19 protein-coding genes are annotated in these 25,002 nt (G+C 70.9%); 10 read left to right on the top strand and 9 right to left on the bottom strand.

The genetic code is table 11. The features are described from left to right. The first annotated feature begins 169 nt into the window (after positions 1-169). Both ACWC94_RS26280 and ACWC94_RS26275 read left to right on the top strand, forming a co-directional pair. Positions 170-1,381: a sensor histidine kinase gene (locus ACWC94_RS26280; protein WP_450799507.1), complete on the top strand. Its 1,212-nt coding sequence runs from the start codon at positions 170-172 to the stop codon at positions 1,379-1,381. Further along, positions 1,369-2,031 (top strand): LuxR C-terminal-related transcriptional regulator, encoded by a 663-nt coding sequence (locus ACWC94_RS26275; RefSeq protein ID WP_450799506.1) that lies wholly within the window; start codon positions 1,369-1,371, stop codon positions 2,029-2,031. Before ACWC94_RS26280 ends, ACWC94_RS26275 begins: the two co-directional genes overlap by 13 nt. A gap of 60 nt (positions 2,032-2,091) precedes the next feature. Here the strand turns inward: ACWC94_RS26275 and ACWC94_RS26270 are convergent, their stop codons facing one another. The 8 genes from ACWC94_RS26270 to ACWC94_RS26235 form a co-directional block, all read right to left on the bottom strand. Continuing rightward, a complete protein-coding gene (locus tag ACWC94_RS26270) occupies positions 2,092-3,378 on the bottom strand; it encodes an MFS transporter (RefSeq protein ID WP_450799505.1) in 1,287 nt (428 codons plus the stop codon). After that, positions 3,375-4,400, bottom strand: a complete 1,026-nt coding sequence (locus ACWC94_RS26265) for a TauD/TfdA family dioxygenase (RefSeq protein WP_450799504.1) — start codon at positions 4,398-4,400, stop codon at positions 3,375-3,377. The genes ACWC94_RS26270 and ACWC94_RS26265 overlap by 4 nt, the downstream gene beginning before the upstream one ends. A gap of 81 nt (positions 4,401-4,481) precedes the next feature. Continuing rightward, the gene (locus ACWC94_RS26260; RefSeq protein ID WP_450799503.1) at positions 4,482-5,510 is read right to left on the bottom strand and encodes an isocitrate/isopropylmalate dehydrogenase family protein; all 1,029 of its coding nucleotides are present in this window, start codon (positions 5,508-5,510) and stop codon (positions 4,482-4,484) included. Positions 5,511-5,519: 9 nt separating this feature from the next. Continuing rightward, entirely contained in the window at positions 5,520-6,698 is a 1,179-nt protein-coding gene (locus ACWC94_RS26255; protein ID WP_450799502.1) for a pyridoxal phosphate-dependent aminotransferase, read from the bottom strand. After that, positions 6,695-7,321 (bottom strand): 3-isopropylmalate dehydratase small subunit, encoded by a 627-nt coding sequence (gene leuD / locus ACWC94_RS26250; protein ID WP_450799501.1) that lies wholly within the window; start codon positions 7,319-7,321, stop codon positions 6,695-6,697. The genes ACWC94_RS26255 and leuD overlap by 4 nt, the downstream gene beginning before the upstream one ends. 9 nt (positions 7,322-7,330) lie before the next feature. After that, complete coding sequence (gene leuC, locus ACWC94_RS26245) at positions 7,331-8,734, bottom strand: 3-isopropylmalate dehydratase large subunit (protein ID WP_450799500.1); 1,404 nt, start codon at positions 8,732-8,734, stop codon at positions 7,331-7,333. Then, positions 8,731-9,918, bottom strand: coding sequence for a LeuA family protein (locus ACWC94_RS26240; RefSeq protein WP_450799499.1), 1,188 nt, complete (start codon positions 9,916-9,918; stop codon positions 8,731-8,733). The genes leuC and ACWC94_RS26240 overlap by 4 nt, the downstream gene beginning before the upstream one ends. Positions 9,919-10,621: 703 nt before the next feature. Then, positions 10,622-11,512, bottom strand: a complete 891-nt coding sequence (locus ACWC94_RS26235) for an ArsR/SmtB family transcription factor (protein WP_450799498.1) — start codon at positions 11,510-11,512, stop codon at positions 10,622-10,624. 305 nt (positions 11,513-11,817) lie between these two features. On the opposite strand from ACWC94_RS26235, the gene ACWC94_RS26230 reads away from it, so the two are divergent. The 8 genes from ACWC94_RS26230 to sbnA all read left to right on the top strand — a co-directional run bounded on the left by ACWC94_RS26230 (position 11,818) and on the right by sbnA (position 23,451). Beyond that, positions 11,818-12,243: a helix-turn-helix domain-containing protein gene (locus ACWC94_RS26230; RefSeq protein WP_450799497.1), complete on the top strand. Its 426-nt coding sequence runs from the start codon at positions 11,818-11,820 to the stop codon at positions 12,241-12,243. Between the two features lie 93 nt (positions 12,244-12,336). Then, positions 12,337-12,966 (top strand): toxin, encoded by a 630-nt coding sequence (locus tag ACWC94_RS26225; protein WP_450799496.1) that lies wholly within the window; start codon positions 12,337-12,339, stop codon positions 12,964-12,966. Continuing rightward, positions 12,960-14,138, top strand: coding sequence for an MAB_1171c family putative transporter (locus ACWC94_RS26220; RefSeq protein ID WP_450799495.1), 1,179 nt, complete (start codon positions 12,960-12,962; stop codon positions 14,136-14,138). The genes ACWC94_RS26225 and ACWC94_RS26220 overlap by 7 nt, the downstream gene beginning before the upstream one ends. A 287-nt stretch (positions 14,139-14,425) precedes the next feature. Then, positions 14,426-16,987 carry a Pls/PosA family non-ribosomal peptide synthetase gene (locus tag ACWC94_RS26215; protein WP_450799494.1) on the top strand — a complete coding sequence of 854 codons (2,562 nt, stop codon included), beginning with the start codon at positions 14,426-14,428 and terminating at the stop codon, positions 16,985-16,987. A gap of 13 nt (positions 16,988-17,000) precedes the next feature. Beyond that, positions 17,001-20,264, top strand: a complete 3,264-nt coding sequence (locus ACWC94_RS26210; protein ID WP_450799493.1) for a non-ribosomal peptide synthetase — start codon at positions 17,001-17,003, stop codon at positions 20,262-20,264. A 41-nt stretch (positions 20,265-20,305) separates the two neighbouring features. Next, the gene (locus tag ACWC94_RS26205; protein ID WP_450799492.1) at positions 20,306-21,310 is read left to right on the top strand and encodes a TauD/TfdA family dioxygenase; all 1,005 of its coding nucleotides are present in this window, start codon (positions 20,306-20,308) and stop codon (positions 21,308-21,310) included. After that, positions 21,307-22,377, top strand: coding sequence for a 2,3-diaminopropionate biosynthesis protein SbnB (sbnB, locus tag ACWC94_RS26200; RefSeq protein WP_450799491.1), 1,071 nt, complete (start codon positions 21,307-21,309; stop codon positions 22,375-22,377). Before ACWC94_RS26205 ends, sbnB begins: the two co-directional genes overlap by 4 nt. 36 nt (positions 22,378-22,413) lie before the next feature. Further along, positions 22,414-23,451: a 2,3-diaminopropionate biosynthesis protein SbnA gene (gene sbnA / locus ACWC94_RS26195; protein ID WP_450799490.1), complete on the top strand. Its 1,038-nt coding sequence runs from the start codon at positions 22,414-22,416 to the stop codon at positions 23,449-23,451. Positions 23,452-23,485: 34 nt separating this feature from the next. Here sbnA and ACWC94_RS26190 read toward each other — a convergent pair whose 3' ends face one another. Continuing rightward, positions 23,486-24,997 (bottom strand): glycoside hydrolase family 3 protein, encoded by a 1,512-nt coding sequence (locus tag ACWC94_RS26190; protein WP_450799489.1) that lies wholly within the window; start codon positions 24,995-24,997, stop codon positions 23,486-23,488. Between the last annotated feature and the right edge of the window lie 5 nt (positions 24,998-25,002).

The raw sequence follows: 25,002 nt of genomic DNA, 5'->3' as shown, positions 1-25,002 counted from the left end.
CCTGCCATGGGGCCACGACGCCTGGCGATCACCGGGATCCGCAGTGGTAGCGTGGCGAAACACAGGAAGCGTGGGAGGCCGGGCGGAGATGGATGGCGTTCCCCGGCGGCCGGTGCGCCGCGGGTTGACCCGAGCGACCACACGGCAGGACTTCGTGCAGCGCTTCGTCATGGCCGTGAGATACCTCGTGGCCATCGGCGGCACCGCAGTCGTGGCCTTCGTCAGCTTATATGCCCTGATCGCGGTGTTCGTTCTGAGCCTCGTGGGCCCCGGGCTGCGCCTGCTGCCGTTCTCACTGGCCCGGCTGCGGCGGGGGGCCGACGCCCACCGTCGGCGCGCGGGGCAGTGGCTGGGCTGTGACATCCCGTCGTCCTACCGTGAGGCCGAGGGCAAGGTACTGGTCCGTGCCCAGGTGATGCTCACCGACAAGGCCACCTACACCGACTTGCTGTGGCTGCTGTCGCACGCCCTGCTCGGCACGCTCGGCGGCACCCTGGCCGTCGGACTGTGCCTGGGGTCCCTCAGCTGGCTGACCATCCCCCTGTGGTGGCAGGTGGTTCCCCGGCCCGCGCAGCTGATGATCTGGAACATCGACTCGTGGGGGGCGGCGCTGGGGGCCTCCTTCGCCGGTCTCGCCTACGGCCTGCTCGCCGGCTATGTGCTGCCCTGGTGCGCCCAGCTGCACGCCCTGATGACCTGGGCCCTGCTCAAACCGCGCAAGCGCAGGGCGTCTCTCGCCAAGCGCGTCGAGGAGCTGACCATCTCCCGCGCCGAGGCCCTGGAGGCGCATGCGGCGGAACTGCGCCGCATCGAACGGGACTTGCACGACGGGGCACAGGCCGGGCTGGTGTCGGTCTCACTGCGGCTGGCGCTGATGAAGCAGGCGCTCAAGGACAACCCGGAGCGGCTGCCCGAAATGATCGACCAGGCACGTGACCTGACCGATCAGGCCGTGCAGTCGCTGCGCGTCGCGGTCCGCTCCATCTATCCGCCGGTACTCGTCGACCACGGCCTGGCCGAGGCGGCCCGCGCGCTGGTGGCGGCCTGCCAGATCCCCACCGAGCTGGACCTCGAGTACGAGACCAGGGGGGCACGGGCACCCGCCGCGGTGGAGGCCGCGGCGTACTTCGTCATCTCGGAGGCGCTGACGAACGTGGCCAAGCACAGCGGGGCCGAGAGCAGTCAGGTGCGGCTGCGCACCACCGAGAGCAGGATTCATATCTCCGTGTGGGACAACGGGCGGGGCGGAGCGACGACCGGCTCCGGCAGCGGGATCCGTGGCATCAGGCGCCGCGTCGCGGCCTTCGACGGCGTCACCGAGCTGCACAGCCCTCCCGGAGGACCGACAGTACTTCGAGTGGAGCTGCCGTGCGGATCGTGATCGCCGAGGACAACGCCCTGCTGCGGGAGGGCTTGTCACTGTTGCTGACGGGTGTGGGCCATGAGATCTGCGCGGCGGTGGAGGACGGCGACAGCCTGCTGCCCTCACTCCTGCACCACCGGCCGGACATCGCCGTCCTGGACGTACGGCTGCCCCCGACCTACCGGGACGAGGGACTGCGAGCCGCGGTCACCGCCCGGGAGAAGCTGCCGGACCTGCCGGTCCTGGTGCTGTCCCAGTACGTCGAGCACGCGTACGCCGCGCAGCTGCTGGCCCACGGCGCCTCCGGTGTGGGGTATCTCCTCAAGGACCGCGTGGGGCGGGTGGAGGAGTTCCTGCAGGCGCTGGAGCGGGTCGCGGGCGGCGGGGTGGCCATGGACCCCGAGGTGATCTCCCAGCTGATGGTGCGCAGGGTGCGCAACGACCCGCTGGACGCGCTCAGTTCGCGCGAGCGCGAGGTGCTCTCCCTCATGGCGGAGGGCCACGGCAACACCACCATCGCCAAGCTGCTGTTCATCGCGGAGACCTCGGTGAACAAGCACATCGGGAACATCTTCAGCAAGCTCGGGTTGCCGGCCACGGACGGCGGCCACCGGCGGGTACGCGCCGTGCTCGCCTACCTCAACTCCATCGACTCCCGCGACAGCTGAGCCAACGCCCGCTCGGGCGGACGGGAAACGGCCGGGCACCGTGAGGACGGGCCCGGCCGCTCATTCCGCTTCCGGTTCAGGTGTGCCGCGCGCGGCGAGTTCACGGATGGCGCCGCTGACCGTGGCCAGGAGGGCCAGCAGCACCAGGGCCGCCGTGGCCCCGAGCACCGTGACCACCGTCCCGGAGAACTGCAGCAGCGCCCCGCCGGCGAGCGAGCCCAGGGCGGAGGCCGCTCCCAGGCTCACCCCGATCGCACCGGCCAGCCTGCCGCGCATCGAGTCCGGTGTGATCTGCATCTGGTGCGTGGCGATGATCGCGGTCGCGGTCGGCGCGAGGAAGGCGACACAGCCGAGCACCGCCCCGTAGGCGTACCCGGCGGGCAGCACCGTCAGCAGCGGCACCAGCGCGCTCGCCCCCCACGTCAGCAGCATCACCGCGGAGTACGGCGTCAGCCGCGGTCGCAGCCTGGGCGCGGCGAGGGCGCCCAGGACGCCCCCGGCGCCCATCAGCGTCCCGATCGCCCCGACCTGGGCCTCGGCCCCCGCCTGCTGCGCCATGCCGATGACCACCAGGAGCAGCCCGCTGAAGACCGCGTTGAAGCCCATGGTGAGGCCCACGGTGACCCGCAGCAGGCGGTGCCGGCACAGCCAGCGCAGACCCGTCATCGTGTGGTGCAGCAGGCCCCCGGACTCGGCGGACTCGGCCCGCTTGCCTTCCTGGGGGGCCCGCAGGAACAGCAGGGTGCAGAAGGCGGCCAGGGAGGCCCCGGCCTGGCCGGCGAACGGCAGCACGTGCATCGCGTTGTACAGGACCCCGCCGACACCGGGCCCCGTGATCGTGGCGACGTAGTAGCGCGCGGTGTTGCGCGCCACCGCGGACGACCACTGGGACCGGGGCACGACCTGCGGCAACAACGCCTGGTCGGCGGCGCTGAACAGGGCGGTGCTCACACCCTCGACCACGGCCACGCCCAGGATCAGGGCGAGCGGCGCCCACCCGGCGGCGATGGCGGCGGCCAGCGCCCCCAGCGCCAGGGCCCGCACGGCCTCGGACGCCAGCAGCACGTGCTTGCGTGGCATCCGGTCCGCCACCGTGCCGGCGGGCAGCCCGGCCACCATGCGGGAGGCGGCCACGGCGAACTCCACCAGCGACGCCTGGAACACCGACCCCGTCATGGCCAGCACCAGCAGCGGATAGGCGAACAGGGTCGCCTGGGAGCCCAGTTGGGAGAGTACGTTGCTGCTCCACAGCAGGTTGTACTCACGGTTGCGGCTCAGCGGGCGCGGTGAAACCGTCTCCGTCCGCCTGCCGTCCGGCGCCGTGGCCGGCTCGGTCCGCTCCCTCACCCCGTGTGTCCCGCCGGGCCGCCACCGGGCAGCGCGGTCCGCTCCACCGGGCGCAGCCGCGCCCAGGACAGCGCGTCGGCCATGCTCACGAACAGCTTGCGGGGCGGCACGAACGGAGCCCGGCCGTGCGCCACGCTCAGGTTGTCCACGATCAGCACGTCGCCGGTGCGGCAGTGCACGTCGAGCTGGTGCCCGCGGTAGCCCGCGTGCAGTGCCTCGACGATGTCCTGGGAGATCTCCGAACCGTCGGCGTGGAACGTGTTGGTCGGGATGCCCCAGGGCCCGTATTCCTCCAGCAGCAGCTCGGCCAGGTCCTTCTTCAGCGCGCTGGAGTGGAAGAACGTCATGTGGTTGAACCAGGTCTTCACACCGGTCTCCGGGTGGGTGGCCACGGCCCAGCGCACCTGCCGGGTCTGGACGTGGTCCTCGGCCAGCCACTCGACCTCGATGGCGTTGTCGGCGCAGTAGCGGCGCACCTGGTCCGGGTCCTCGGTGCCGAACGCCTGCTGCCAGGTCAGGCCCAGCCCCGGCAGGAAGTTGCGCACCAGGAGGTAGCCTTCCTCGTCGAACCGCTCGACGATCCCGCGCGGCAGGGTGTCGTGGACGGCCCGGCAGTCGGCGAGAAGGCTCGCCCCGCCCTCGGGGGCGTCCCGCTCGCAGAAGAAGAACAGGTAGCGCGGCACCGTGAGGTTGTAGGACTGCTCGGTGTGGAGGAAGATCTCCTCGGTCGGCGGGTGGTCCGTCGCCGTGAAGACACCGGGGTGCAGCTCGGTCCGCGGCGAGGAGCGCTCGGTGTAGTCCAGCGGCGTGCCCACGATGTGCTTGACGAAGGCGTCCAGATCGTCCCAGCCGGCCCACTGGTACCCGCTCAGCAGCGCGGCCCCGTGCTCGACGACCCGTTCGCGGACGAACGGCCCGTGCTGGACGCCGAGTTCGGTCAGCGCGGGACGGCCCGGGCTGGTCATCCCGCATACCAGTCCGCCGAGCCGGGACTCCGTGTCCAAGGTGATCGCTGCGGTCATAGGAACGTGCTCCTCTTGTTCTCCGGATCGTGCCGGATGCCTTCGGTCCGTTGGGGCGAGACGTCTGCGTGGTGACGGGTGTCAGCTCAGGGCCGCCCGGATGGCCTGGCCGGCCTGGCGGGTGCTCAGGGTGCCGCCGAGGTCCGGGGTGCAGCGGCGCCGGGCGAGGGTGTGGCGCACCGCCCGCTCCAGGGCCTCCGCCTCGCTCTTCAGTCCCCGGTCGCGCAGCAGCAGGGCGGCGCTCAGGACGGCGCCCACGGGGTTGGCCAGCCCTTTGCCGACGATGTCGGGAGCGCTGCCGTGCACCGGTTCGTACAGGCCCGCTCCGGTCTGCGGGTTGATGTTCGCCGAGGCGGCGGTGCCCATCCCGCCGGCGAGTTCGGCGGTCAGGTCGCTGAGGATGTCGCCGTAGGAGTTGTTGGTGACGATCACGTCGAAGGACGGGGCGTCGGTGATCAGTTTCATCGCCGCGGCGTCCACGTACAGATGGGACGAGGTCACTTCGGGGTGGCGTTCCCTGGCCGCATGCCACACCCGCTGCCACAGCCGGCCCCCGAACGGTACCGCGTTGGACTTGTCGACCATGCACACCGAACGGCGGGCGATGCCGTAGGCGTACTCGATGACCCGCGACACCCCCAGGTACGTGCTCATCTCCTGGTCGACGGCGACCTCGTCGGGGGTGCCGGCGCGCAGGCTGCCGCCGACCCCGCTGTAGAGGCCCTCGGTGTTCTCGCGCACCACCACGCAGTCGATGCCGCGGCGGGACTCCTCACGCAGCGGGCTGAGCCGCTCGTCCAGCAGCAGCGCCGGTCGGTAGTTGACGAACAGGTCCAGTTCCGTACGGAGCCTGAGGAGTACGCCGCGGGCGTAGTCGGGGGTGGTCACGCGCGGGTCGCCGACGGCGCCGAACAGCACGGTGCCACCGGTGCGGATCAGCTCCAGCTCGGTGTCGGTGAGGGCCACACCGTCACGGAGATAGCGGTCGGCGTTGATCTGGTCGAGAAAGGTGAACTCCAGGCCGGCGCCGAGTGCCTGGAGCGTGGTGACGGCCTCCTCGGTCACTTCGGGGCCGATGCCGTCACCGGGTACCACGATGATCTTCTGCACAGGATCGTCCTAAGGTCTGCCGGTCAGGCGCCGGTGGGCTTCGAGGAGGGTGGACTCGGGACGGTTGAAGGCCACGCGCACATACCGGGCGCCGCGCCGCGGGTCGGCGAAGAACGGGGTGGCCGGGGCCAGCAGCACTCCGGTCCGCTCGGCCAGGGTGCGCGCGAACCGGGGGCTGGGCTCCTCGGTGAGGCCGTGGGTCCCGGCCATCACATAGACCCCGCCCTGGGGCGCGGCGCAGTCGAAACCCGCCGCGGTGAGCATCCGGACGGCGCGGTCGCGCAGGGCGCCCATCGGCCCGGCCGGGTCCCAGCCGTCCGGCAGGGCCGGCGCCCCGTGTGCGACGGCGTGCTGCAGGGGCGCCGCGGCCCCGCCGGTGGTGGCGATGTGCACGGGGCGCAGCAGCCGCGTCCAGGGCGCGGGGGCCCGGAGATACCCGAGGCGCCACCCGCTGACGGCGTGGCTCTTGGAGAAGCTGCCCAGCACGATGCTCCGGTCGGCCAGGCCGGGAACCTCGGCGGCCGACCGGTGCCGTGCGCCGTCGTAGACGTACGCGGCGTACACCTCGTCGGAGACGGCGACCACGTCCCACGTCGCGCACAACTCGGCGATCAGGCGCAGTTCGTCGTCGGTCAACAGCCGTCCGGTCGGGTTGGCCGGGCTGTTGAGGACGATCGCCCTGGTGCGCGGGCCGAAGGCGGCGGCCAGCGCGTCCGGGTCCACGGCCCAGTCGGGGCCGGCGGCCGGCACGAAGCGCGGGACACCGCCGGCCAGCGCGACGGCGCTGAGGAAGTTCTCGTAGAAGGGCTCCAGGAGGACGACCTCGTCGCCGGGGTCGACACAGGCCAGCAGGGCCACACCGAGCGCCTCGCTGGCGCCCGCGGTGACCGTCAGCTCCGTGACGGGGTCGGGGCCGCCCGGCAGGGAGCGCGCGATCCACTCACGCAGCCGCATGTTCCCGGCCGGGTCCTCGTACTGGTGGACGCCCTCCTGGAGGGCCTGGACCGCGTGCCGGACGAACTCGGGCGGGGTGACGGGCCACCCGGGGGTGCCGGCGGCGAGGTTCACCACATCGGCGCCGGCCGCCGTGAGCAGGGCGACCAGGCCGCCGTCGGGCAGTTGGCGCACGCGCTCCGCGCCGAGCGGGTGGCTCGCCGGGCCGGCGAAGGGGGACGGAGCCCGGGTCACCGCGCTCCCCCCGCGGCGAACTCGGCGCCCGATCCCCGGGGAACCGTCGGAAGCCATGACGGGCGGCTCCGTTCGTACGCGTCGATCAGCGTGCCGCGCCGCAGGGTCAGCTCGATGGTGTCCAGGCCCTGCAGCAGCAGCTCGCGGGCCCGCTGCTCGACCTCGAAGTCCCAACCGCGCCCGCCGGCGCGCAGCCGGAGTTCCCGGAGGTCGACGGTGACCGTGAAGGAGGGGTCGCGCTCGGCCTCGGCCATCAGCTCCTGGACGACCTCCAGGGGCTGGTCCACCGGGACGAGGCCGTTGTTCATGGCGTTGCGGCGGAAGATGTCACCGAAGCCGGAGGCCACGACCGCGACGAAGCCGCCGTCCTTCAGGGCCCACACCGCGTGCTCCCGGGAGCTGCCGATGCCGAAGTTGCGGCCGGCGAGCAGGACGGTCGCGCCGGAGTGCGCCGGGCGGTTGAGGACGAAGTCGGGTTCCTCGCGCCAGCGGGCGAAGAGGGCGTCCCCGTAGCCGCTCTTGACGACGCGCTTGCAGTACTCGCTCGGGACGATCTGGTCGGTGTCGACGTCGTCGCGGCGCAGGGCCACCGCCCGCCCGGTGTGCGTGATCAGGGGTTCCATGGGCCTCTCTCATCCCAGGTCGGCGGGGGCCGACAGGTGGCCGGCCACCGCGGTCGCGGCGGCGACCACCGGCGACACCAGGTGGGTGCGGGCGGTGGCGCCCTGCCGGCCCTCGTAGTTGCGGTTGGAGGTGGAAGCCGAGCGCTGCGGCCCGGTGAGACGGTCGGTGTTCATGCCCAGGCACATCGAGCAGCCGGGCAGCCGCCATTCGGCGCCCGCGTCCAGGAACACCGTGTCCAGGCCTTCCTGTTCGGCCTGTTCACGCACCTGCATGGAGCCGGGGACCACGAGCAGCCGGGTGGAGCCGGCCACCTTACGGCCGCGCAGCACTTCGGCGGCGGCCCGCAGGTCCTCGATACGGCCGTTCGTGCACGACCCGAGGAAGACCACGTCGATGGGGACGTCGCGCAGCGGGGTGCCCGGCTTGAGGTCCATGTAGACAAGGGCCCGCTCGGCCGCCGCCCGCTCGAGCTGGTCGGTGAAGGTCTCGGGCGCCGGCACCCGCTCGCTCAGCGGCACCGCCTGGCTGGGGTTGGTGCCCCAGGTCACCAGCGGGCTCAGACCCGACACGTCCAGTTCGACGGTCCGGTCGAAGCCGGCGCCCTCGTCGGTGCGCAGCGTCCGCCAGTGGGCCACGGCCGCGTCCCAGTCGGCGCCGCGCGGCGCGTGCGGGCGCCCTTGGAGGTAGGCGAAGGTGGTCTCGTCGGGGGCGATCAGACCGGCCCGGGCGCCCGCCTCGATGCTCATGTTGCACAGCGTCATGCGGGCTTCCATGGACAGTGCCCGGACCGCGGCGCCGCGGTACTCGATGATGTGCCCCTGCGCACCGTTGGCGCCGATCTGTGCGATCAGGGCGAGGATCAGGTCCTTGGCGCCCACGCCCGGGGGCAGGTCACCGGTGAACTCCACCGCCATGGTCCTGGGCCGGCCGATGGCCAGACACTGGGTGGCCAGTACGTGCTCGACGTCGCTCGTGCCGATACCGAAGGCGAGCGCCCCGAAGGCGCCGTGGGTGGAGGTGTGGCTGTCGCCGCAGACGATCGCCATGCCGGGCTGCACGAGCCCGAGCTGCGGGCCGACCACGTGCACGATGCCCTGTCGGCGGTGGCCGAGCTGGTACAGCTCCACACCGTAGGTCTCGCAGTTGCGCCGCAGGGTGTCGATCTGGGTGCGGCTGACCGGGTCCTCGATGACCGTCGAGTCCGTGGGGACGTTGTGGTCCTCCAGCGCGACGGTCAGCTCCGGGCGCCGCACGGTGCGCTCCGCCAGCCGAAGGCCGTCGAACGCCTGCGGGGAGGTGGCCTCGTGGGTCAGGTGCAGGTCGATGTAGAGCAGGTCGGGCTCGCCGTCGGCCCGGTGCACGACGTGGCTGTCCCACAGCTTCTCGGCGAGCGTGGCAGGGGTGGCGGTCATCGCGTGGCGGCCCCGGTCGACTGGGCGAACCGCTCGGCCAGGCTCGCGCGGACGACGTGCAGCTCGTCGCACTCGCCGCCGGTGCGGCTGGCGATGTAGTCGTGGTACAGCTCGTCCAGCAGCTCGGGGGTGGCGGGCACGTCGAGCTGCTCGAGCAGGTGTGCCAGGATGCCGCGGCCGGAGTGGCGGCCGACGAGCAGGGAACGCTCACGACCCACCCGGGAGGGCTCGAGGTATTCGTAGGTCTCCGGGCGCGCCAGCATCCCGGCCTGGTGGATGCCGGCCTGGGTGGCGAAGGAGTACTGGCCGAAGATGGCCTTGTTGCGCGGCGTCTCCATCGAGATGGCCCGGGTCAGCACCTGGTAGGCCGCGTGCAGCCGCTCGGTCCTGATCGTGGTGGTGAAGCCGTAGTGCTCCGCCTTGTACAGCAGGACGGCGGCGAGCTCCTCCAGGGCGGCGTTGCCGGCGCGCTCGCCGATCCCGCCGAGCGTCACCTGCATCTCGTCGGCACCGGCGGCAAGGCCCGCGAGGGTGTTGGCCACGGCGAGGCCGAAGTCGTCGTGGCAGTGCACGGACAGCACGGTGCCGGCGGGAAGCCACTGGCGCACGGCATGGGTGAGGTCGGCGAATTCGCCGGGGACCAGGCAGCCGGAGGTCTCGCCGAGGGCGACCGTCGTGGCACCGGCCTCGGTGACGATCTCGCAGTAGCCGCGCAGCAGGTCGTGTTCGCCCCGGCTGGCGTCCTCGACCCCGATGGAGATGTCGGTGACGCCGAGGTCCTTGGCGGCCCTGATGGCGGCGCGGACCTCGGAGTACGCCTGCTCACGGGTGATGCCGCGCTTGTGCTCCAGGTGCAGGTCGCTGCCGGTGACCAGGAGCTGGATCTGATGCCGCTCGGTGCCGCCGGCCTCCACCGCTGTCTCCACGTCCCTGGGCACCGCCCGGCAGAACGAGGCGAGCCGGACGTCGTTCAGTTGCTCGGACATCAGGCGGGTTGCCTTGAAGTCCGTCGGTGAGGATGCCGGGAATCCCGTCTCGATGACATCGACACCCAGGCTCTGAATCGCCAGTGCCACGTCGAGTTTCTGCTCGGCCGTCATGGCGTTTCCGGGTGCCTGCTCGCCGTCGCGGAGCGTGGTGTCGAACACGGATATCCGGCGGGGCTCTGCAGTTTTGGTGACCACCTGTTAGACCTTCCCCCATTACCGCCAGCGCGGCTCTTCGTTTTCGCCTCGGCGACAACGGTGATCTCAGGAAATGCCGGAGCCGCAATGCGGGAACCGGCATGCCGACTTGTCCGGGAATACTCAGGGGAACTCCCCGTCACCCTGAGCACTGCTTGATTTAAGATCACCCCGCCGGGCCTCGCCAGGTCTTTTCACAGTGACCAAATAGCGCTGGTCGAATGATGTTCGAGGAGTCGGGCGAGGCCTCCGGACCGCCGGCCGGCCGGGCGCCCGCCCGGGCCCCGCCGTCGCGGGCCGCACAGCCCGGTGGGTGAGGGCAGGGCGGGCGCAGGGTGCAGAGAACTGCACCCACGGACGGCAGGGAGCCCGACTGCCGGGCGGGTCCCCCGACGGTTAGCCTCGCTGTGCGGCGGGCAGCCAACCGCTGAACCCGTCGGCCCTTCACTCCTCACGCGAACAGGAAATGCGATGTCTGCATGGCAGCCCCAGAAGGAACGTCCGCTGTGGCCATGGGTGTTGCTGGTCATCCTGGCCGTGGGCGTCTGCATCAACGTGACGCTCAGCCTGGCGTAGCCCCGCACGGCGGCCCGGGCCGGCGGACTCCCCAGCCGGCCCCGGACCCCGCCTCCGGGCTGCATACCGCAGCCGGGGGCGACGGCACTCCCCCAGTCGTTGCCCCCGGCCACGCGCGCCGGACCGCTCAGGCGGTGAGTTCCTCGTAGAGGAGAGCATTGCCGAGCGGGGTGAGGGTGTGGGTCACGGTATTGAACGACCTGACGGTGGTGACCAGCCCGGCACTTCGCAGTATGCCCGCGTGCTGACTGGCCGCCGCCACGGAGATGCCGACCCGGGCACCCAGCTCCGTGGTGCTGCAGCTGTCGGTGAGGGCCCGCAGCACCGCGGCCCGGGTACGGCCCAGCAGTGCGCCGAGCGCGTTGTCCCGGGCCGGGCCGTCGTTCCACATGGCGGCCATCCACTTCCACTTCACCGGAATCGGGTAGATGAGCACCGGCGCGCCGAGTCCCGGCACTTCGTTCAGGAGGATGGGAGGCCGCGAGTGAAGAAAGAGTGAGGGCGCCAGCAGCAGCCCGTCGTCGCCGACCTTCAGCTCGACGTCGGCACCGGGAACGTCGAGGACCGGGGACTCCCAGTGGACGGCGGAGTGCAGCGTGCTGAGCACTTTCTCCATACCGCCGCTGAGCATGATCTGACCACGCGCCGCCCGGTCGATGGCGAGCCTGCCGGCGATACGCTGCCAGTACGGGGCGATCGCGTGCCGGTGGAATTCCCTGACTTCCTTGACGATGCGCCAACCGGAATCCTTCGGCTGGCCCTCGACAGCGCCTTCCGGTCCGTTCACGCGACGGACGACGTCATGGAGTTCTAAGAGAGGGCGTACCGACGGTGCCAGCTTGAACAGAGACCGGGCGCTGGGTGTGGCGATGGCCTGCGCCCGCCACGGGGCGAATTCAGGACTGCCCCTGCCGGCACTCAGCAATTCCAGAGCGAGAAGTGTCTCCACCAGCTCTTCCGGCTCATCCAGTATTCGTGTTTTCGCGAGACTGGCAGACGACAATACAAGACGTGTCACACCTACACCCCCGTGCATGAAAAACGCAATCCCGCAATCGGTCTTGATTTCCGCGAATTGACGCTACTGCTACGTAAACGAGAAGCGGCACCCCTGCCGACGGGCGAAGCGGCGCCGTACCAACGGTCCACTCAATCTCCGCACTCAACCAGCAGTTGAGTACGGAGGCTTGATTCGTCTACCAGTTGACCATCGAATAGTTCCACGTCACCACAGGATCGTCAACTAGTGGACGATGCGCCGTAGTAAGCTTCAACCATCCGTTACACCAGGGAAAATGGGGCAATACGGCCGCAGGGGGATGCATGGCTGGCGGACCAGCGGAGTCGACTCTCGCCGAGCGACTGGACAGCCTGTTCTGCAGGAGCCGTCCCGGGGGGCGGCGGTGGACCAACAACGAGGTCGCCGGCAAGATCAAGGAGAAGCACCCTCACATCCGCGTCAGCGGCGCCTACCTGTCCGCACTGCGCAACGGCTCCCGCACCCGCCCCTCGCAGGAGCTGATGGCGGCACTTGCGGAGTTCTTCGGCGTCTCACCGGCCTACTTCGTCGACCCCGACCACGCCGAACGGGTCAACGCCCAGCTCGCGGGTCTGGAGGCGCTGAGCCAGGCGGGAGTCAGGGCGGTCGCCCTGCGAGCCGTGGGCGTGCAGCAGGACAGCCTCAACGCCATCACGGCCATGCTCGATCAGGTGAGGAAGCTCCAGGGGCTGCCCCCCGTGGAGGAGTGACGGCGCGCGCCCGTGCGGTCCGAGGGGGAGGCAGGCACGTCGCCGAACCGGCAAGCAAGATCTGCGCCCTGATTCAAGAAGAGAAGCCCGGACATGGAAATCTCTTTAGCAGCACTGCAACTTGACTTCTTCGCATTTTCACACGGCCTGTTTCCCATACTCTCCGCGGAGCTGTGTCCAGTGTCACGTCGCACGAAAAGCGGCCGGCGTCGCGGCCTCGCCCAGTTACGCCGCAGCTGTGAGGCCCGCCTGGCCGCGCTGATGCTCCCCAAGCCGTACGACATCGCCACGCTGTGCGCTCGTCTGAGCAGGCGGCGCAGCCGTCCTCTTCATCTCATCCCCATCGCCATGCAGGCCGCACAACCATGCGGTCTGTGGATGGCCTCGGACTCGGCCGACTTCGTCCTGTTCGAAGCCAGGACGACGCGCCCCCATCAGGACCACATCATCGCGCACGAGCTGGCTCACATCATCTGCGACCACCGCAGCAGCTCGTCCCTGGACGATACGACTGCCCAGTTGATGTTTCCCGACCTGGAACCGGAACTCGTGCGGGACATGCTGGGGCGCACGAACTACTCCGACACCCAGGAAAGGGAAGCCGAAATGATGGCCAGTCTGATCCTGACCGCGAGAAACAATCGAATACCGGAGCCCCAAACCCCTGCACTCGGGGCGCTCAGCGGGGCATTGGGAATCCAGCGGGAACGCCACCCATGGTGATCAGCGACCTGCGGGAATTAGGGGTCGGCTTGGAGACGGCCGGCGTCGTCAGCATGTGGTTGGCAGTGGCGCTGCGAGCTCCGGCCGCCGTGCGGTCGAGCGAGCAACGGCCCCTGTGGCTGGCGGTCCTGGGCGCGGCAGCCGCAGTGACGCTGCATCTGCCCTGGGTCAACGACCTAGTCTACCAAGCCATGGGACCCACGCACCTGACCGCGCTGGCCCGGAACCTGTTCGGCATTCTCACCTCCGCCCTCGTGCTGGACTTCCTGTCCCTCGCGGTTCGCGGTCGTCACACCTACCTGCTGTACGGGGTGGCCGGGCTCGTGATGACCACGCTCGTCTGGCTGGACGTGATCGCGAGGCCACACCTGCAGCACGCGATTCCGCCCCATGGCCAGCCCACGCCCTCCACGGCGTACTGGGCGGTCCTCATCACCGCCAACCTCGGTACGAACGTGGTGTGCGCGACGGCCTGCCTGTGGTACAGCCGTGCCAGCCAAGACCGCACCCTCCGCGTCGGATTGCGGCTCTTCGCCCTCAGCGCGGCCTTCTCCGGGGCCTACTGGCTCCTCAGCGCCACATACGTCGCGGAACGGTACGCATGGATTCCGTCGATTTCCCGCGTCCTGCTGGCCTGTTACGCCTTCTCCCGGGCGAGCGTCATCTGTGTGCCCCTCGGGGCGGCGGCGGCGTTGACCCTCAGGCGCTTGCACACCGTGCGGAAACTCTGGCCGCTCTGGCGTGACCTGGTCGACGCGGTGCCCGACGTCCGGCTGGCGCAGACTCGCGAACGCAGGCTCGGCTTCCTCCGGTACGTCAACTCGCTCGACCTGCTGCTCTATCGGACACTGATCGAGATCCGGGACGCGATTCTCCACCTGCGGGCCTACGTCCCCCAAGCGGTGGTCGACGAGATCCGGGCCCGGCTCGAACACGAGGACCCACGCCCCACCGAGGCCGATGCCCGCCTCACCGCCTGCTGGTTGCGCGTGGCGCGACACGCCAAGGCAAGCGGTGCCCCGCCCCTGCACGGTGATCTGACCGTCCCGGTCCTCGGAGGAACGGATCTGCCCGGCGAGATCGAATTCCTGTGCGAAGTCGCCGAAGCGGACACCTCGCCCCGGATCCGCGAACTCACCGCCCGCCTGGACCACCGGGTGGCAGCACAGTGAGATCCGAAGCGGACGGATGAGCATTCCGTCCGGCGCCGCCGCACCCCCCGGTCCGCATCTGCAGGGACCGGGGGGTGCGGCGTTCCACGGGACCGCCGTTCGGGTGATTCGCGGTGTGCCCCATTCGTGCACGGCACCAAGGAATACGCACCCCCCGGGCATTCTTCGCACGCAGGGCGATCGATCAGGAGTGGCAGCCTCCCGTCTGCCTGGCCACACTGAATCTGCCGGTTCGTGATCAGGAAAGAACCAGCCACTGGCCTTTCACACGTTCTCCGGGAGATCGCATGGTGGAGCAGTCCTCCGAGGTCCATATAGCGGAGACCGAGCGCAGGCTCGCGGAGGCACTGGCCGACGTCACGGGCGCCGAGCGGGTTCCGGTCGACAGTCATTTCTTCACCGACCTCGGGGCCAATTCCCTGGTCATGGCCCAGTTCTGCGCGCGCATACGGAAAAGAGCCGATCTGCCGTCCCCGTCCATGAAGGACATCTACCGGCATCCGACCATCCGCAGCCTGACGGCGGCCCTCGGGGAGGCCGTTCCCGCGGCGCCCGTCGAAACCGCTCCCGTCGCAGCGGCCCCCGTCGATGCGGCGACCTCCCCGGCGCCCAGGCCCTCACCGGTTCTGACGGAGCGCGGAAAACGGCTGTGCCATATGCTCTGCGGCACCGTCCAGTTGCTGCTCTTCCTCGGATACTCCCTGGTCTCCGGGTTCGTCACCGCCGCGGGATACGAGTGGATCGCCACCGGTAGGGGCCTGGCCGACATCTATCTGCGGTCACTGGTCTTCGGAGGCACCGGGTTCCTCGTTCTGTGCGCCTTCCCGGTCGCCGCGAAATGGCTTCTCGTCGGCCGCTGGAAACCGGGGGAGTTTTCCGTCTGGGGCCTGACCTATCTGCGCTTCTGGCTCGTCAAGGTACTGCTCCACGCGAATCCGATGATCTTCCTCGCCGGAACTCCGCTGTACGTCCTGTATCTGCGGGCCCTCGGCGCACGGATCGGCAAGGGAGTCACGATCCTCTCCCACTCCGTCCCCGTCTGCACCGACCTGCTGACCATCGGCGCCGGCACGGTGATCCGCAAGGACTCGTTCCTCCTCTGCTACCGGGCCCACGCGGGGCGCGTCCAGACCGGCCGGATCACGCTCGGCCGGGACGTGTACGTCGGTGAGAAGACCGTCCTGGACATCGACACCGCGATGGGCGACGGCGCACAGCTCGGTCATGCCTCCGCCCTGCACCGCGGCCAGGCGGTCCCGGACGGGGAGCACTGGCACGGCTCGCCGGCGGAACCCACGCGGACCGACTACCTGCGGGTCGCTCCCGCCGACTGCGGGACGGCCCGCCGGGCCTGGTTCAGCTTCGGGACGCTGGTTCAGCTGTTCCTCGTGTACATACCGCTGACCGTCGGCGGGGTGTACATGGTGTTCACCGAGGTACCGGCGATCGGCAACCGCCTCGATCCGCAGACGGCCCCGCTGCAGCGGTCGGAGCTGATCCCGGACGCGCTGGAACTCTCGCTCGTGCTGTTCTGCGGCTTCCTCCTCCTGGGCCTGGCCGCGCTGTGCACCGTTCCACGGCTGCTGGCTCTGGCCGTCAAGCCGGACCGGGTCTATCCGCTCTACGGATTCCACTACGCGGTCCACCGGGCGACGGCCCGCATGACGAACATCAAGTTCTTCGCCTGGCTGTTCGGAGACAGCTCCTACATCGTCCACTACCTCCAGGGAATCGGATACGACCTGTCGCGGGTCGAGCAGACCGGGTCGAACTTCGGCACCGAAGTGCAGCACGAGACCCCGTTCCTCGTCTCGGTCGGCAGCGGAACGATGGTGGCCGACGGGCTGTCCGTCCTCAACGCCGACTACTCCAGTACGTCCTTCCGGCTGGCCTCCGCCTCGATCGGGCCGCGCAACTTCCTCGGCAACAACATCGCCTATCCCGCCGGCGGCAGGACGGGCGCCAACTGCCTCCTCGCGACGAAGGTGATGGTCCCCCTCGACGGCGAGGTCCGGGAGAACGTGGGGCTCCTGGGCTCCCCGTGCTTCGAGATTCCCCGGTCGGTGGAACGGGACGCGCGGTTCGACGACCTGCGGACCGGCGACGCACTGCGCCGCAGCCTCACCGCGAAGAACCGCTACAACCTCCTCTCGATGGCCGTCATGCTGGGCGCGCGCTGGCTGCACACCTTCGCCCTCACGCTGTTCGGACTCGCGTCCGTGGATCTGTACGGGGTCCTCGGACACGTGGTGATCGCCGGATACCTGGCCTTCACGCTCGCGTTCAGCACCCTCTACTTCGTCCTGGTGGAGCGGTGCATCACGTCGTTCCGCGCGCTGCGGCCCCGGTTGTGCTCCATCTACGACCCGTACTTCTGGTGGCACGAGCGCCTGTGGAAGGTGCCGGACCACTACCTCAACATCTTCAACGGCACGCCCTTCAAGGCCCTGGTCTGGCGGCTGCTGGGCGTGCGCATCGGCCGCAGGGTGTTCGACGACGGCTGCTACCTGACCGAGCGGACCCTGACCACCATCGGCGACGAGTGCACCCTCAACGCCGGCAGCAAGATCCAGTGCCACTCGCAGGAGGACGGCACCTTCAAGTCCGACCGCTCCACGCTCGGCACCGGCTGCACGCTGGGCGTCGGGGCCCATGTGCACTACGGCGTGACGATGGGCGACGGTGCGGTACTGGCCCCCGATTCGTTCCTCATGAAGGGCGAGGAAGTCCCCCCGAACGCCCAGTGGGGTGGCAATCCCGCCGTGGACATGCCGGAGACCAAAAGCCGGTCCCGTGCCGGCGGCCGGACCACGCCGACAACCAACGCCTCCGCGGCGACCGCGAGTTGAGGAAGGACGTGCGATGGGAACGCGCGTGCAGACGGACCGGTCGGACCGGGAGTTCTGGAGCCGTGTACTGACCGCCGGCGGTGCCACCGCCGTGCCCCGCTGGGCACGGGAGCGGACTGCCCGAATGGCCGAGCAGGAGACGGCGGTCCCGGACGACCTGGCGGACGCGGTGCGCGCACTGGTACGGCGGTCGGGTGTGCCGATCAGCGCGCTGCTGCTGGCGGCACACGCCAAGGTGCTGGCCGCGCTGTCCGGCGAGCAGGAGGTGGTGACCGGGTACACCGCCGGAGTGCACGGCGAGCCGCTGCCCTGCCGCCTGACCGTCTCCCCCGGGTCCTGGCGGGACCTGGTGGCGGCCACCGAGCACACCGAGGCGGAGGTCCTGGCCGCCCGGGAGTTCCCGGTGGCGGAACTGCGCCGGGAGCTGGGGCTGACGGAGCCGTCGTACGAGGTCGTGTTCGGGCCGATGGGGGACGACGAGGCCCATGTCGACGACGGTGTGCTGCACGTGCGCTGGTCCGACCGGGGCGGACGGCTGATGCTGCGCCTGGGGTACCGCACGGACGTGCTGGACGCCACGGCCGCGGCGCGGATCGGCGGCTACCATCTGGCGGCGCTGCGGTCGATGGCGGCGGACGTGCACGCCGACCACACGCGGCAGAGCCTGCTGTCGGCGGACGAGGTGCGGGAACAGCTGGAAGGCCTGGCCGGTCCCCGCCGGCCGCTGCCGGACGCGCGGGCACACGAACTGTTCGAGCAGCGGGTACGGGCCCATCCGCAGGCGGTCGCGGCCGTGCACGGCGGGCGGGAGTGGACGTACGGGGAACTCAACCGGCGGGCGAACAGGCTGGCGCGCGCGCTCAGGGCGAGGGGGCTCGGCCCGGAGGACGTGGTCGCCGTCGTCACCGAGCGCGACCTCGACTGGCTGGCGGCGACACTGGCGGTGTTCAAGGCGGGCGGGACGTACCTGCCGATCGAGCCGCACTTCCCGGCCGGCCGGATCACGGCAACGTTGTCGCGGGCGGGGTGCCGGCTGGTCCTGACCGAAGCCGGCAGCACCCACACCCTCGACCAGGCGCTGGCCGGCCTGCCCGGATGCGAGAAGCTGCTGATCGACGCGGCGTACGCGGAACCGCACGACGACGGCGACCTCGGCCTCGCCATCGACGCCGGCCGGCTGGCCTACATCTACTTCACCTCCGGCTCCACCGGCGAGCCGAAGGGGGCGATGTGCGAGCACGCGGGCATGCTCAACCATCTCCACGCCAAGATCGACGACCTGGGCATCGGCGAGGGAAGCGTCGTGGCGCAGACGGCGCCGCAGTGCTTCGACATCTCCCTGTGGCAGCTGATCTCGGCGCTGCTGGTCGGCGGCCGGACACTGCTGGTCGAGCAGGACGTGATCACGGACGTGGAGCGGTTCGTCGACACCCTCGAGCGCGGCCGGGTCGGCGTGGCGCAGGTCGTGCCCTCCTATCTGGAGGTCGTGGTCTCCTACCTGGAGCAGCACCCCCGCACCCTGCCGGACCTGCGGTGCGTGTCGGTGACCGGGGAGGCGCTGAAGCGGGAGCTGGTGCAGCGCTGGTTCGCGGTCCAGCCGGGCATCAAACTGCTCAACGCCTATGGGCTGACGGAGACTTCGGACGACACCAACCACGAGCTCCTGGACGCCGTGCCGGACCGGGTGCTGCTGGGTCGTGCGGTGGGCAACGTGCGCGTCTACGTCGTGGACGAGCAGCTGTCGCTGGTGCCGCTGGGCGCCCCGGGCCTGATCGCGTTCTCCGGTGTCTGCGTGGGGCGGGGGTACGTCAACGATCCGGAGCGCACCCGTGAGGCGTACCGGGCGGACCCGTACCGGCCCGGTGAGCGGCTCTACCTGGGCGGTGACTGGGGGCGCTGGCACCCCGGCGGCAAGCTGGAGTTCCTGGGCCGGCGGGACAACCAGGTCAAGATCCGGGGCTTCCGCATCGAGATCGGCGAGATCGAGAACTGTCTGCTGCGGGTGGACGGTGTCCGGGACGGCGCGGTGGTCGTCGCCGAGCGGGCCGGCGGGAGCAAGCAGCTGATCGCCTTCTACACCGGCGCGCGGCGGGAGCCGGAAGTGCTGCGCGAGGCACTCGGCGCGGCCCTGCCCGCCTACATGGTCCCCTCGGCGTTTCACTGGCAAGACAGCCTTCCGCTGACCGCCAACGGCAAGACCGACCGCAAGGCCCTGACCCGGTCGGCGCAACAGGCGGCGCCGGCCCCCGAAGCGGACGCGGCGGGAAGGGACGTGCTCAGCCCGGCGGAGCGGAGGCTGGCGGCGGCCTGGGCGGAGCTGCTGGGGGTGCCCGAGCGGCAGATCGGCCGGACGGACCACTTCTTCGACTCCGGGGGCACCTCCCTGACCGCGGTCAAGCTCAGCATCGCGCTCGACCGCGCGGTGTCCCTGAAGGACATCACCCGCCACCCGGTCCTCGCCGACCTGGCCGCCCTCCTGGACGGCACGGCCCGGCGGCGCCCGGAGCTGCTGCAGCCGCTGACGACGGCGGACGGTGCGCCGGAGTGCGCCCTGGTGTGCTTCCCCTACGCGGGCGGCAACGCGGTCAACTACCAGCCGATGGCGAGCGCGTTGGCGGGCAGCGGCATCACCGTCCTCGCGGTGGAGCTGCCCGGTCACCACCTGGCCGCGCACCCCGAGCCGTTCGCGTCGATCGAGGAGGTGGCCGAGCAGGTCACCGCCGAGATCACGGCGCGCGGCCTGACCCGGGTCATGCTGTGGGGCCACTCCTCGGGCACCGCGCCGGCCGTCGAGACGGCCAGGAGGCTCCAGGAGCGCGGTGTCCGGGTGACGCGGTTGTTCCTCGGGGCGCACCTGCTCGGCACGGCCGCCGACCGGAACACCGCCATCGCCGAACTGGCGGGGCGCAGCGACGCCGGGATCGCGGAACAGCTGACCGCGGACGGCGGCTACGCCGAACTCGCGGAACTGAACGAGCAGCACGCCCGGCACATCGGCGCCGCCTACCGGCACGACTGTGTGTCCGCACACACCTATTTCCGCGCCGCCCTGGAGAGCCCGCCGCCGGTGAGGCTGACCGCTCCGGTCCTGGCGGTCGTCGCCGCCGACGACCCGTACACGCCCGGATACGCCCGGCACCACCGCGACTGGCTGGTCCTGGCCGAACACGTCGATCTGTACGAACTGGCCGACGGGGGCCACTACTTCCTCCGCACCCGTCCGGCCGAGGCGGCGCAGGCCGTCCTGAGCGCCGCCGTCCCCCTCGCCTCCTCCTGAACCCGTCGGACTCCAGGCGGTCGACCGAAAGGAAACCCGAGATGCCGTCCTCATCCCTGGCATCCCCCCTCGATGTGGAGCTGCGGCCGGACCGGCCCGCGCTGCTGCGCGTCGACCCCCCGGGCGATGCCCGGCGCTGGGCAGCCGAGCACCGCGAGGCGCTGCGCGCGCAGGTCACCGAGCACGGGGCGCTGGTCGTCCGCGGCCTCGGGCTCCGGGACACGGACACCGCCGGTGCCGTCCTCACGTCCGTGGCCGGTGACCTCGTCACGGAGCGGGAGGCGTTCGCCCCCCGTGAGGCCCACGGGCCGGGGCTGTACTCCTCGACCCCCTGGCCCGCCAACCAGCCGATGTGCATGCACCACGAGCTCAGTTACCGGCTCGAGGTGCCCGGCCTGATGCTGTTCGCGTGCCTGACCGCGCCCGAGCAGGGCGGGGCGACCGCGGTGGCCGACGCCGAACAGGTCCTCGCGGCGCTGCCGACCGGACTGACGGAACGGTTCGAGCGGGAGGGCTGGCTGCTGACCCGCTCCTACAACGACGAGATCGGGGCGTCGCTCGCGGAGTCGTTCGGTACCACCGACCGCGCCGGGATCGAGCGCTACTGCCGGGCCAACGCCATCGACTTCACCTGGCTGGCCGACGGGTCGCTGCACACCGAGCAACGCCGCGCGGCGGTCGTACGGCACCCGGTCACGGGCCGGCGCTGCTGGTTCAACCAGATCGCCTTCCTCAACGAGTGGACGCTGGCCCCGGAGGTGCGCGAGTACCTGGTGGACGTCTACGGCCCGGACGGTCTGCCGTTCAACACCCGCTACGGCGACGGCAGTCCGATCGGCGAGGACGTCGTCCAGCTGCTCAACGACACCTACGAGGCACACACCCGGCGCGAGCCCTGGCAGGCCGGTGATCTGCTGCTCGTGGACAACATCCGCACCGCGCACAGCCGAGAGCCCTTCACCGGGGAACGCCAGGTCCTGGTCGGCATGGGTGCGCCCCTTCACCTGGCCGACGCCTGCCCGATCCCGGAGGCGAGTGAGCGATGACCGACGTACTGTCGAGCGCTGCCCAGCGACCCGTGCCCGGCCGGCCTTCCGTGCCGTCCTTCGCGGTGATCTCCGGTGAGGAGGTGCAGGGCGCGCTGAGCGGGCGCGAGAAGCAGCTCGTGGAGCTGGTCGAGACCGCCTACCGGCTGCACGGCGCGGGCGACTCGGTGAACCCGCCGTCGTACTTCCTGCGTTTCCCCGACCGCCCCACCGCGCGGATCATCGCGCTGCCGGCCTCCATCGGCGGGCCGGTCCGGGTGGACGGTCTGAAGTGGATCTCCAGCTTCCCGGAGAACGTGAGCGCCGGGCTGCCGCGGGCCTCGGCGGTGCTCATCCTCAACGACCACGACACGGGCTACCCGTTCGCCTGTCTGGAGAGCTCGATCATCAGCGCCACCCGTACGGCGGCGTCCGCGGCGCTGGCGGCCGACTGGCTCAGCCGCGGCCGGCCCCGCCCCACCCGGGTGGGCTTCTTCGGCACCGGCCTGATCGCCCGTTACATCCACACCTTCCTGGACGGCACGGGCTGGGACTTCGAGACGGTCGGCGTGCACGACGTGTCCCGCGACAGCGCCGACGGCTTCTGCGGCTACCTGCGGCAGTCCGGCACCGGCGGGCGGATCACCGTCCACGACCGCGCCGAGGACCTCGTGCGCACCAGCGACCTCGTGGTCTTCGCCACCGTCGCGGGCGAGCCGCACGTCACCGACCCGGCCTGGTTCACCCACAACCCGCTGGTCCTGCACGTGTCCCTGCGCGACCTCGCCCCCGAGATCCTGCTCGGCTCGGCCAACTTCGTGGACGACGTCGAGCACTGCCTGAAGGCCGACACGTCCCCCCACCTGGTCGAACAGCGCACCGGAAACCGGGACTTCCTGAACGGAACCCTCAACGACGTGATGCTCGGACGGGCCGCGCCGCCGGCCGACCGGCCGGTGGTCTTCTCACCCTTCGGGCTCGGCGTCCTCGACCTCGTCGTCGGCAAGTACGTCTACGACGAAGTAGCCCGGGCGGGAAGCCTCCGCCTCATCGACGACTTCTTCCACGACCTGCGCCGACACGGCTGAGGACCCTGTCCTCGGCCTGGCACCAGGAGGCCCGCCGTGCCTGTCATATCCGCTCCCTACGCCTTCAACGAGGGCCATCTCTTCGTCGACCTGAAGTCGATCTGCGGATACCCCCTCTACCTGAAGTGCGAGGGTTTCAACTTCGCCGGCTCCATCAAGCTGAAGGCCGCGAACGAGATGGTGGAGAGCGCCGAGCGTGACGGACTCCTGACGCCGGATTCCATCCTCGTCGAGTCCTCGTCCGGGAACCTCGGTGTCGCGCTCAGCATGATCGCCGCCAGCAAGGGCTACCGGTTTCTGTGTGTGACGGACTCGCGGTGCAACCTGTCGACCAGACTGCTGATGGAGGCGCTCGGCAGCGACGTGCACATCGTGTCCGACAAGGACGCCAACGGTGGCTTCCTGGGCATGCGCATCGAATACGTCCGTGCGCTGTGCGCGTCCGACGACCGGTACGTCTGGCTCAGCCAGTACACCAACGCGGGCAACTGGCTGGCGCACTACCGCACCACCGCCCCGGAGATCGCCTCCCAGTTCCCGGAACTGGACGTCCTGTTCGTCGGGGCGGGCACCACGGGAACCCTGATGGGCTGCGCCCGCTGGTTCCGGCAGTGGCACCGGCCGGTGCGGATCGTCGCCGTGGACGCCGTGGGCTCGGTGGCGTTCGGCGGCGAGCCCGGCCGCCGGATGATCCCGGGCCTCGGCATGAGCATGCGTCCGCCGCTGCTCGACGAGTCCTACGTGGACGAGGTGCTCCGCGTCGAGGAGACCGACACCATCCGGACGTGCCACCGCATGGCCAGACGCGGCTTCCTGTTCGGCGGCTCCACCGGGACGGTGGTCAGCGGCGCGACGGACTGGCTGGCCCGGCACGACACCCGGGGCCTCACCGCGGTGGCCGTCGCGCCGGACCTCGGCGAGCGCTACCTCGACACCGTCTACCAGAGCAACTGGCTGCAGGACCTGTACGGCGACCAGGTGCTCGACGGCGACCTCGGCACCGAAGAGGTGCGCGGCGTGCCCCGGGAGCCCAAGTCCGCGTCACGGGCGACGGGCCGCCGGCGCAGACCGTAGGCCGCGACGAACGGCGTCCGGGTGGGCCTCGGGGTCAGCCCGCGACGACGGCCTCCGCCGCCGCCGCACCACACACCCGGGCGGCGCCGTGCGTGGCGATGTGCAGGGCGCCGCGCGGGGCGGCCCGGGGCAGGCCCATCTCCACGACGACGGTGTCGGGGCGGGCGGCGAGCAGGGTGTCGAGGGCGGAGCGCATCCAGTCGTGCCGGTGTTCGTCGCGGACCACGGCGACGACCCGTCGGCCGTCGGCGGCGGCGAGGGCCGCGGTGCCCGCGCCGTCGCCGGTGAAGGAGCCGGAGGCGGTGCCGGGCAGCAGCCGCTCCAGCTCGGTGGCCACGCCCCACGGGGTCTGGTCGCCGACGGCGATGTTGGGGACGGGGTCGAACCGGGCGACGTACACCGGCTCGGTGACCGGTGCGGCGGCGCCGGTACGGGTCACGGTCAGCGCGCGGCGGGCCGCGACCAGGCCGATCCCGGGGTCGGGCACGGTCCCGGCCGCGTCGCCGCGGGCCGCGGCGGTCCATGCGGCGAGGTCGCGGACCCGGCCGGCCGCGTCCGCGAGCCGTTCCTCGGACAGTTCACCGGAGCGTACGGCGGTCACGAGCGCGTCCCGCAGCTTCAGTACGGTGCCCTCGTCGCACAGCCCGCCGCCGACACAGATGGCGTCGGCGCCGGCCGCGATCGCGAGGACCACACCTTGTGCCAGGCCGTAGGTGCCGGATATCGCGCGCATCTCCATGCCGTCGGTGACGATCAGGCCCTGGTAGCCGAGTTCCTCGCGCAGCAGCTCGGTGAGGACGCGGCGGGAGAGGGTGCCGGGGCGGTCGGGGTCGAGGGCGGGCACGAGGATGTGGGCGCTCATGACGGCGCGGGTGCCGGCGGCGATCGCCGCGCGGAACGGGGGCAGTTCGCGCGCGTAGAGGGTGTCGGTGCCGACGTCGATGCGGGGCAGGGCGTGGTGGGAGTCGACGTTGGTGTCGCCGTGGCCCGGGAAGTGCTTGGTGCAGGCGGCGACTCCGGTGGACTGCAGGCCCTCGACCCAGGCGGCCGTGTGCCGGGCGGCCAGGTCGGTGCTCGCGCCGAAGGAGCGGACGCCGATGACGGGGTTGTCGGGGTTGGCGTTGACGTCGGCGGAGGGCGCCCAGTCGAAGGTGACGCCGCAGGCGGCCAGGCGCCGGCCCAGCTCGCGGGAGACGGCCCGGGTGAGGTCCGGGTCGTCGACGGCGCCGAGGGCGTGGTTGCCGGGGAAGGAGGAGCCGGTGCGCACGTCGAGGCGGGTGACGTCGCCGCTCTCCTCGTCGATGGCGACCAGCAGGTCGTCCCGCTCGGCGCGCAACTGGGCGGTGAGGGCGGTGACCTGCTCCTCGCTGACGACGTTGCGGCCGAACAGGGCGACGGAGGCGAGGCCCTCACCGAGGCGGCGGCGCACCCAGTCGGGGGCGGTGGTGCCGTCGAACCCCGGCTGCAGCACGGCGAGGGCGTCGCGGGTCAGGGTGTCGCCCGCGGCGGAGCCGCTGCCGGACGTGGTGGTGGCGAGTGTGGTCATCGGCC

Source organism: Streptomyces sp. NPDC001135 (assembly GCF_053598395.1).
The sequence above is the reverse complement of the archived record's forward strand: the minus strand, read 5'-3'. Positions and strand labels throughout refer to the sequence as shown.

What these genes read in the sequence shown, in the direction of transcription:
- leuC (WP_450799500.1), bottom strand. Translation starts at nt 8,734, where the DNA reads ATGACCGCCACCCCTGCCACGCTCGCCGAGAAGCTGTGGGACAGCCAC.
- ACWC94_RS26265 (WP_450799504.1), bottom strand. Translation starts at nt 4,400, where the DNA reads ATGACCGCAGCGATCACCTTGGACACGGAGTCCCGGCTCGGCGGACTG.
- ACWC94_RS26210 (WP_450799493.1), top strand. Translation starts at nt 17,001, where the DNA reads ATGGGAACGCGCGTGCAGACGGACCGGTCGGACCGGGAGTTCTGGAGC.
- ACWC94_RS26220 (WP_450799495.1), top strand. Translation starts at nt 12,960, where the DNA reads ATGGTGATCAGCGACCTGCGGGAATTAGGGGTCGGCTTGGAGACGGCC.
- ACWC94_RS26215 (WP_450799494.1), top strand. Translation starts at nt 14,426, where the DNA reads ATGGTGGAGCAGTCCTCCGAGGTCCATATAGCGGAGACCGAGCGCAGG.
- ACWC94_RS26230 (WP_450799497.1), top strand. Translation starts at nt 11,818, where the DNA reads ATGGCTGGCGGACCAGCGGAGTCGACTCTCGCCGAGCGACTGGACAGC.
- ACWC94_RS26205 (WP_450799492.1), top strand. Translation starts at nt 20,306, where the DNA reads ATGCCGTCCTCATCCCTGGCATCCCCCCTCGATGTGGAGCTGCGGCCG.
- ACWC94_RS26225 (WP_450799496.1), top strand. Translation starts at nt 12,337, where the DNA reads ATGGAAATCTCTTTAGCAGCACTGCAACTTGACTTCTTCGCATTTTCA.
- sbnB (WP_450799491.1), top strand. Translation starts at nt 21,307, where the DNA reads ATGACCGACGTACTGTCGAGCGCTGCCCAGCGACCCGTGCCCGGCCGG.
- leuD (WP_450799501.1), bottom strand. Translation starts at nt 7,321, where the DNA reads ATGGAACCCCTGATCACGCACACCGGGCGGGCGGTGGCCCTGCGCCGC.
- ACWC94_RS26280 (WP_450799507.1), top strand. Translation starts at nt 170, where the DNA reads ATGGCCGTGAGATACCTCGTGGCCATCGGCGGCACCGCAGTCGTGGCC.
- ACWC94_RS26190 (WP_450799489.1), bottom strand. Translation starts at nt 24,997, where the DNA reads ATGACCACACTCGCCACCACCACGTCCGGCAGCGGCTCCGCCGCGGGC.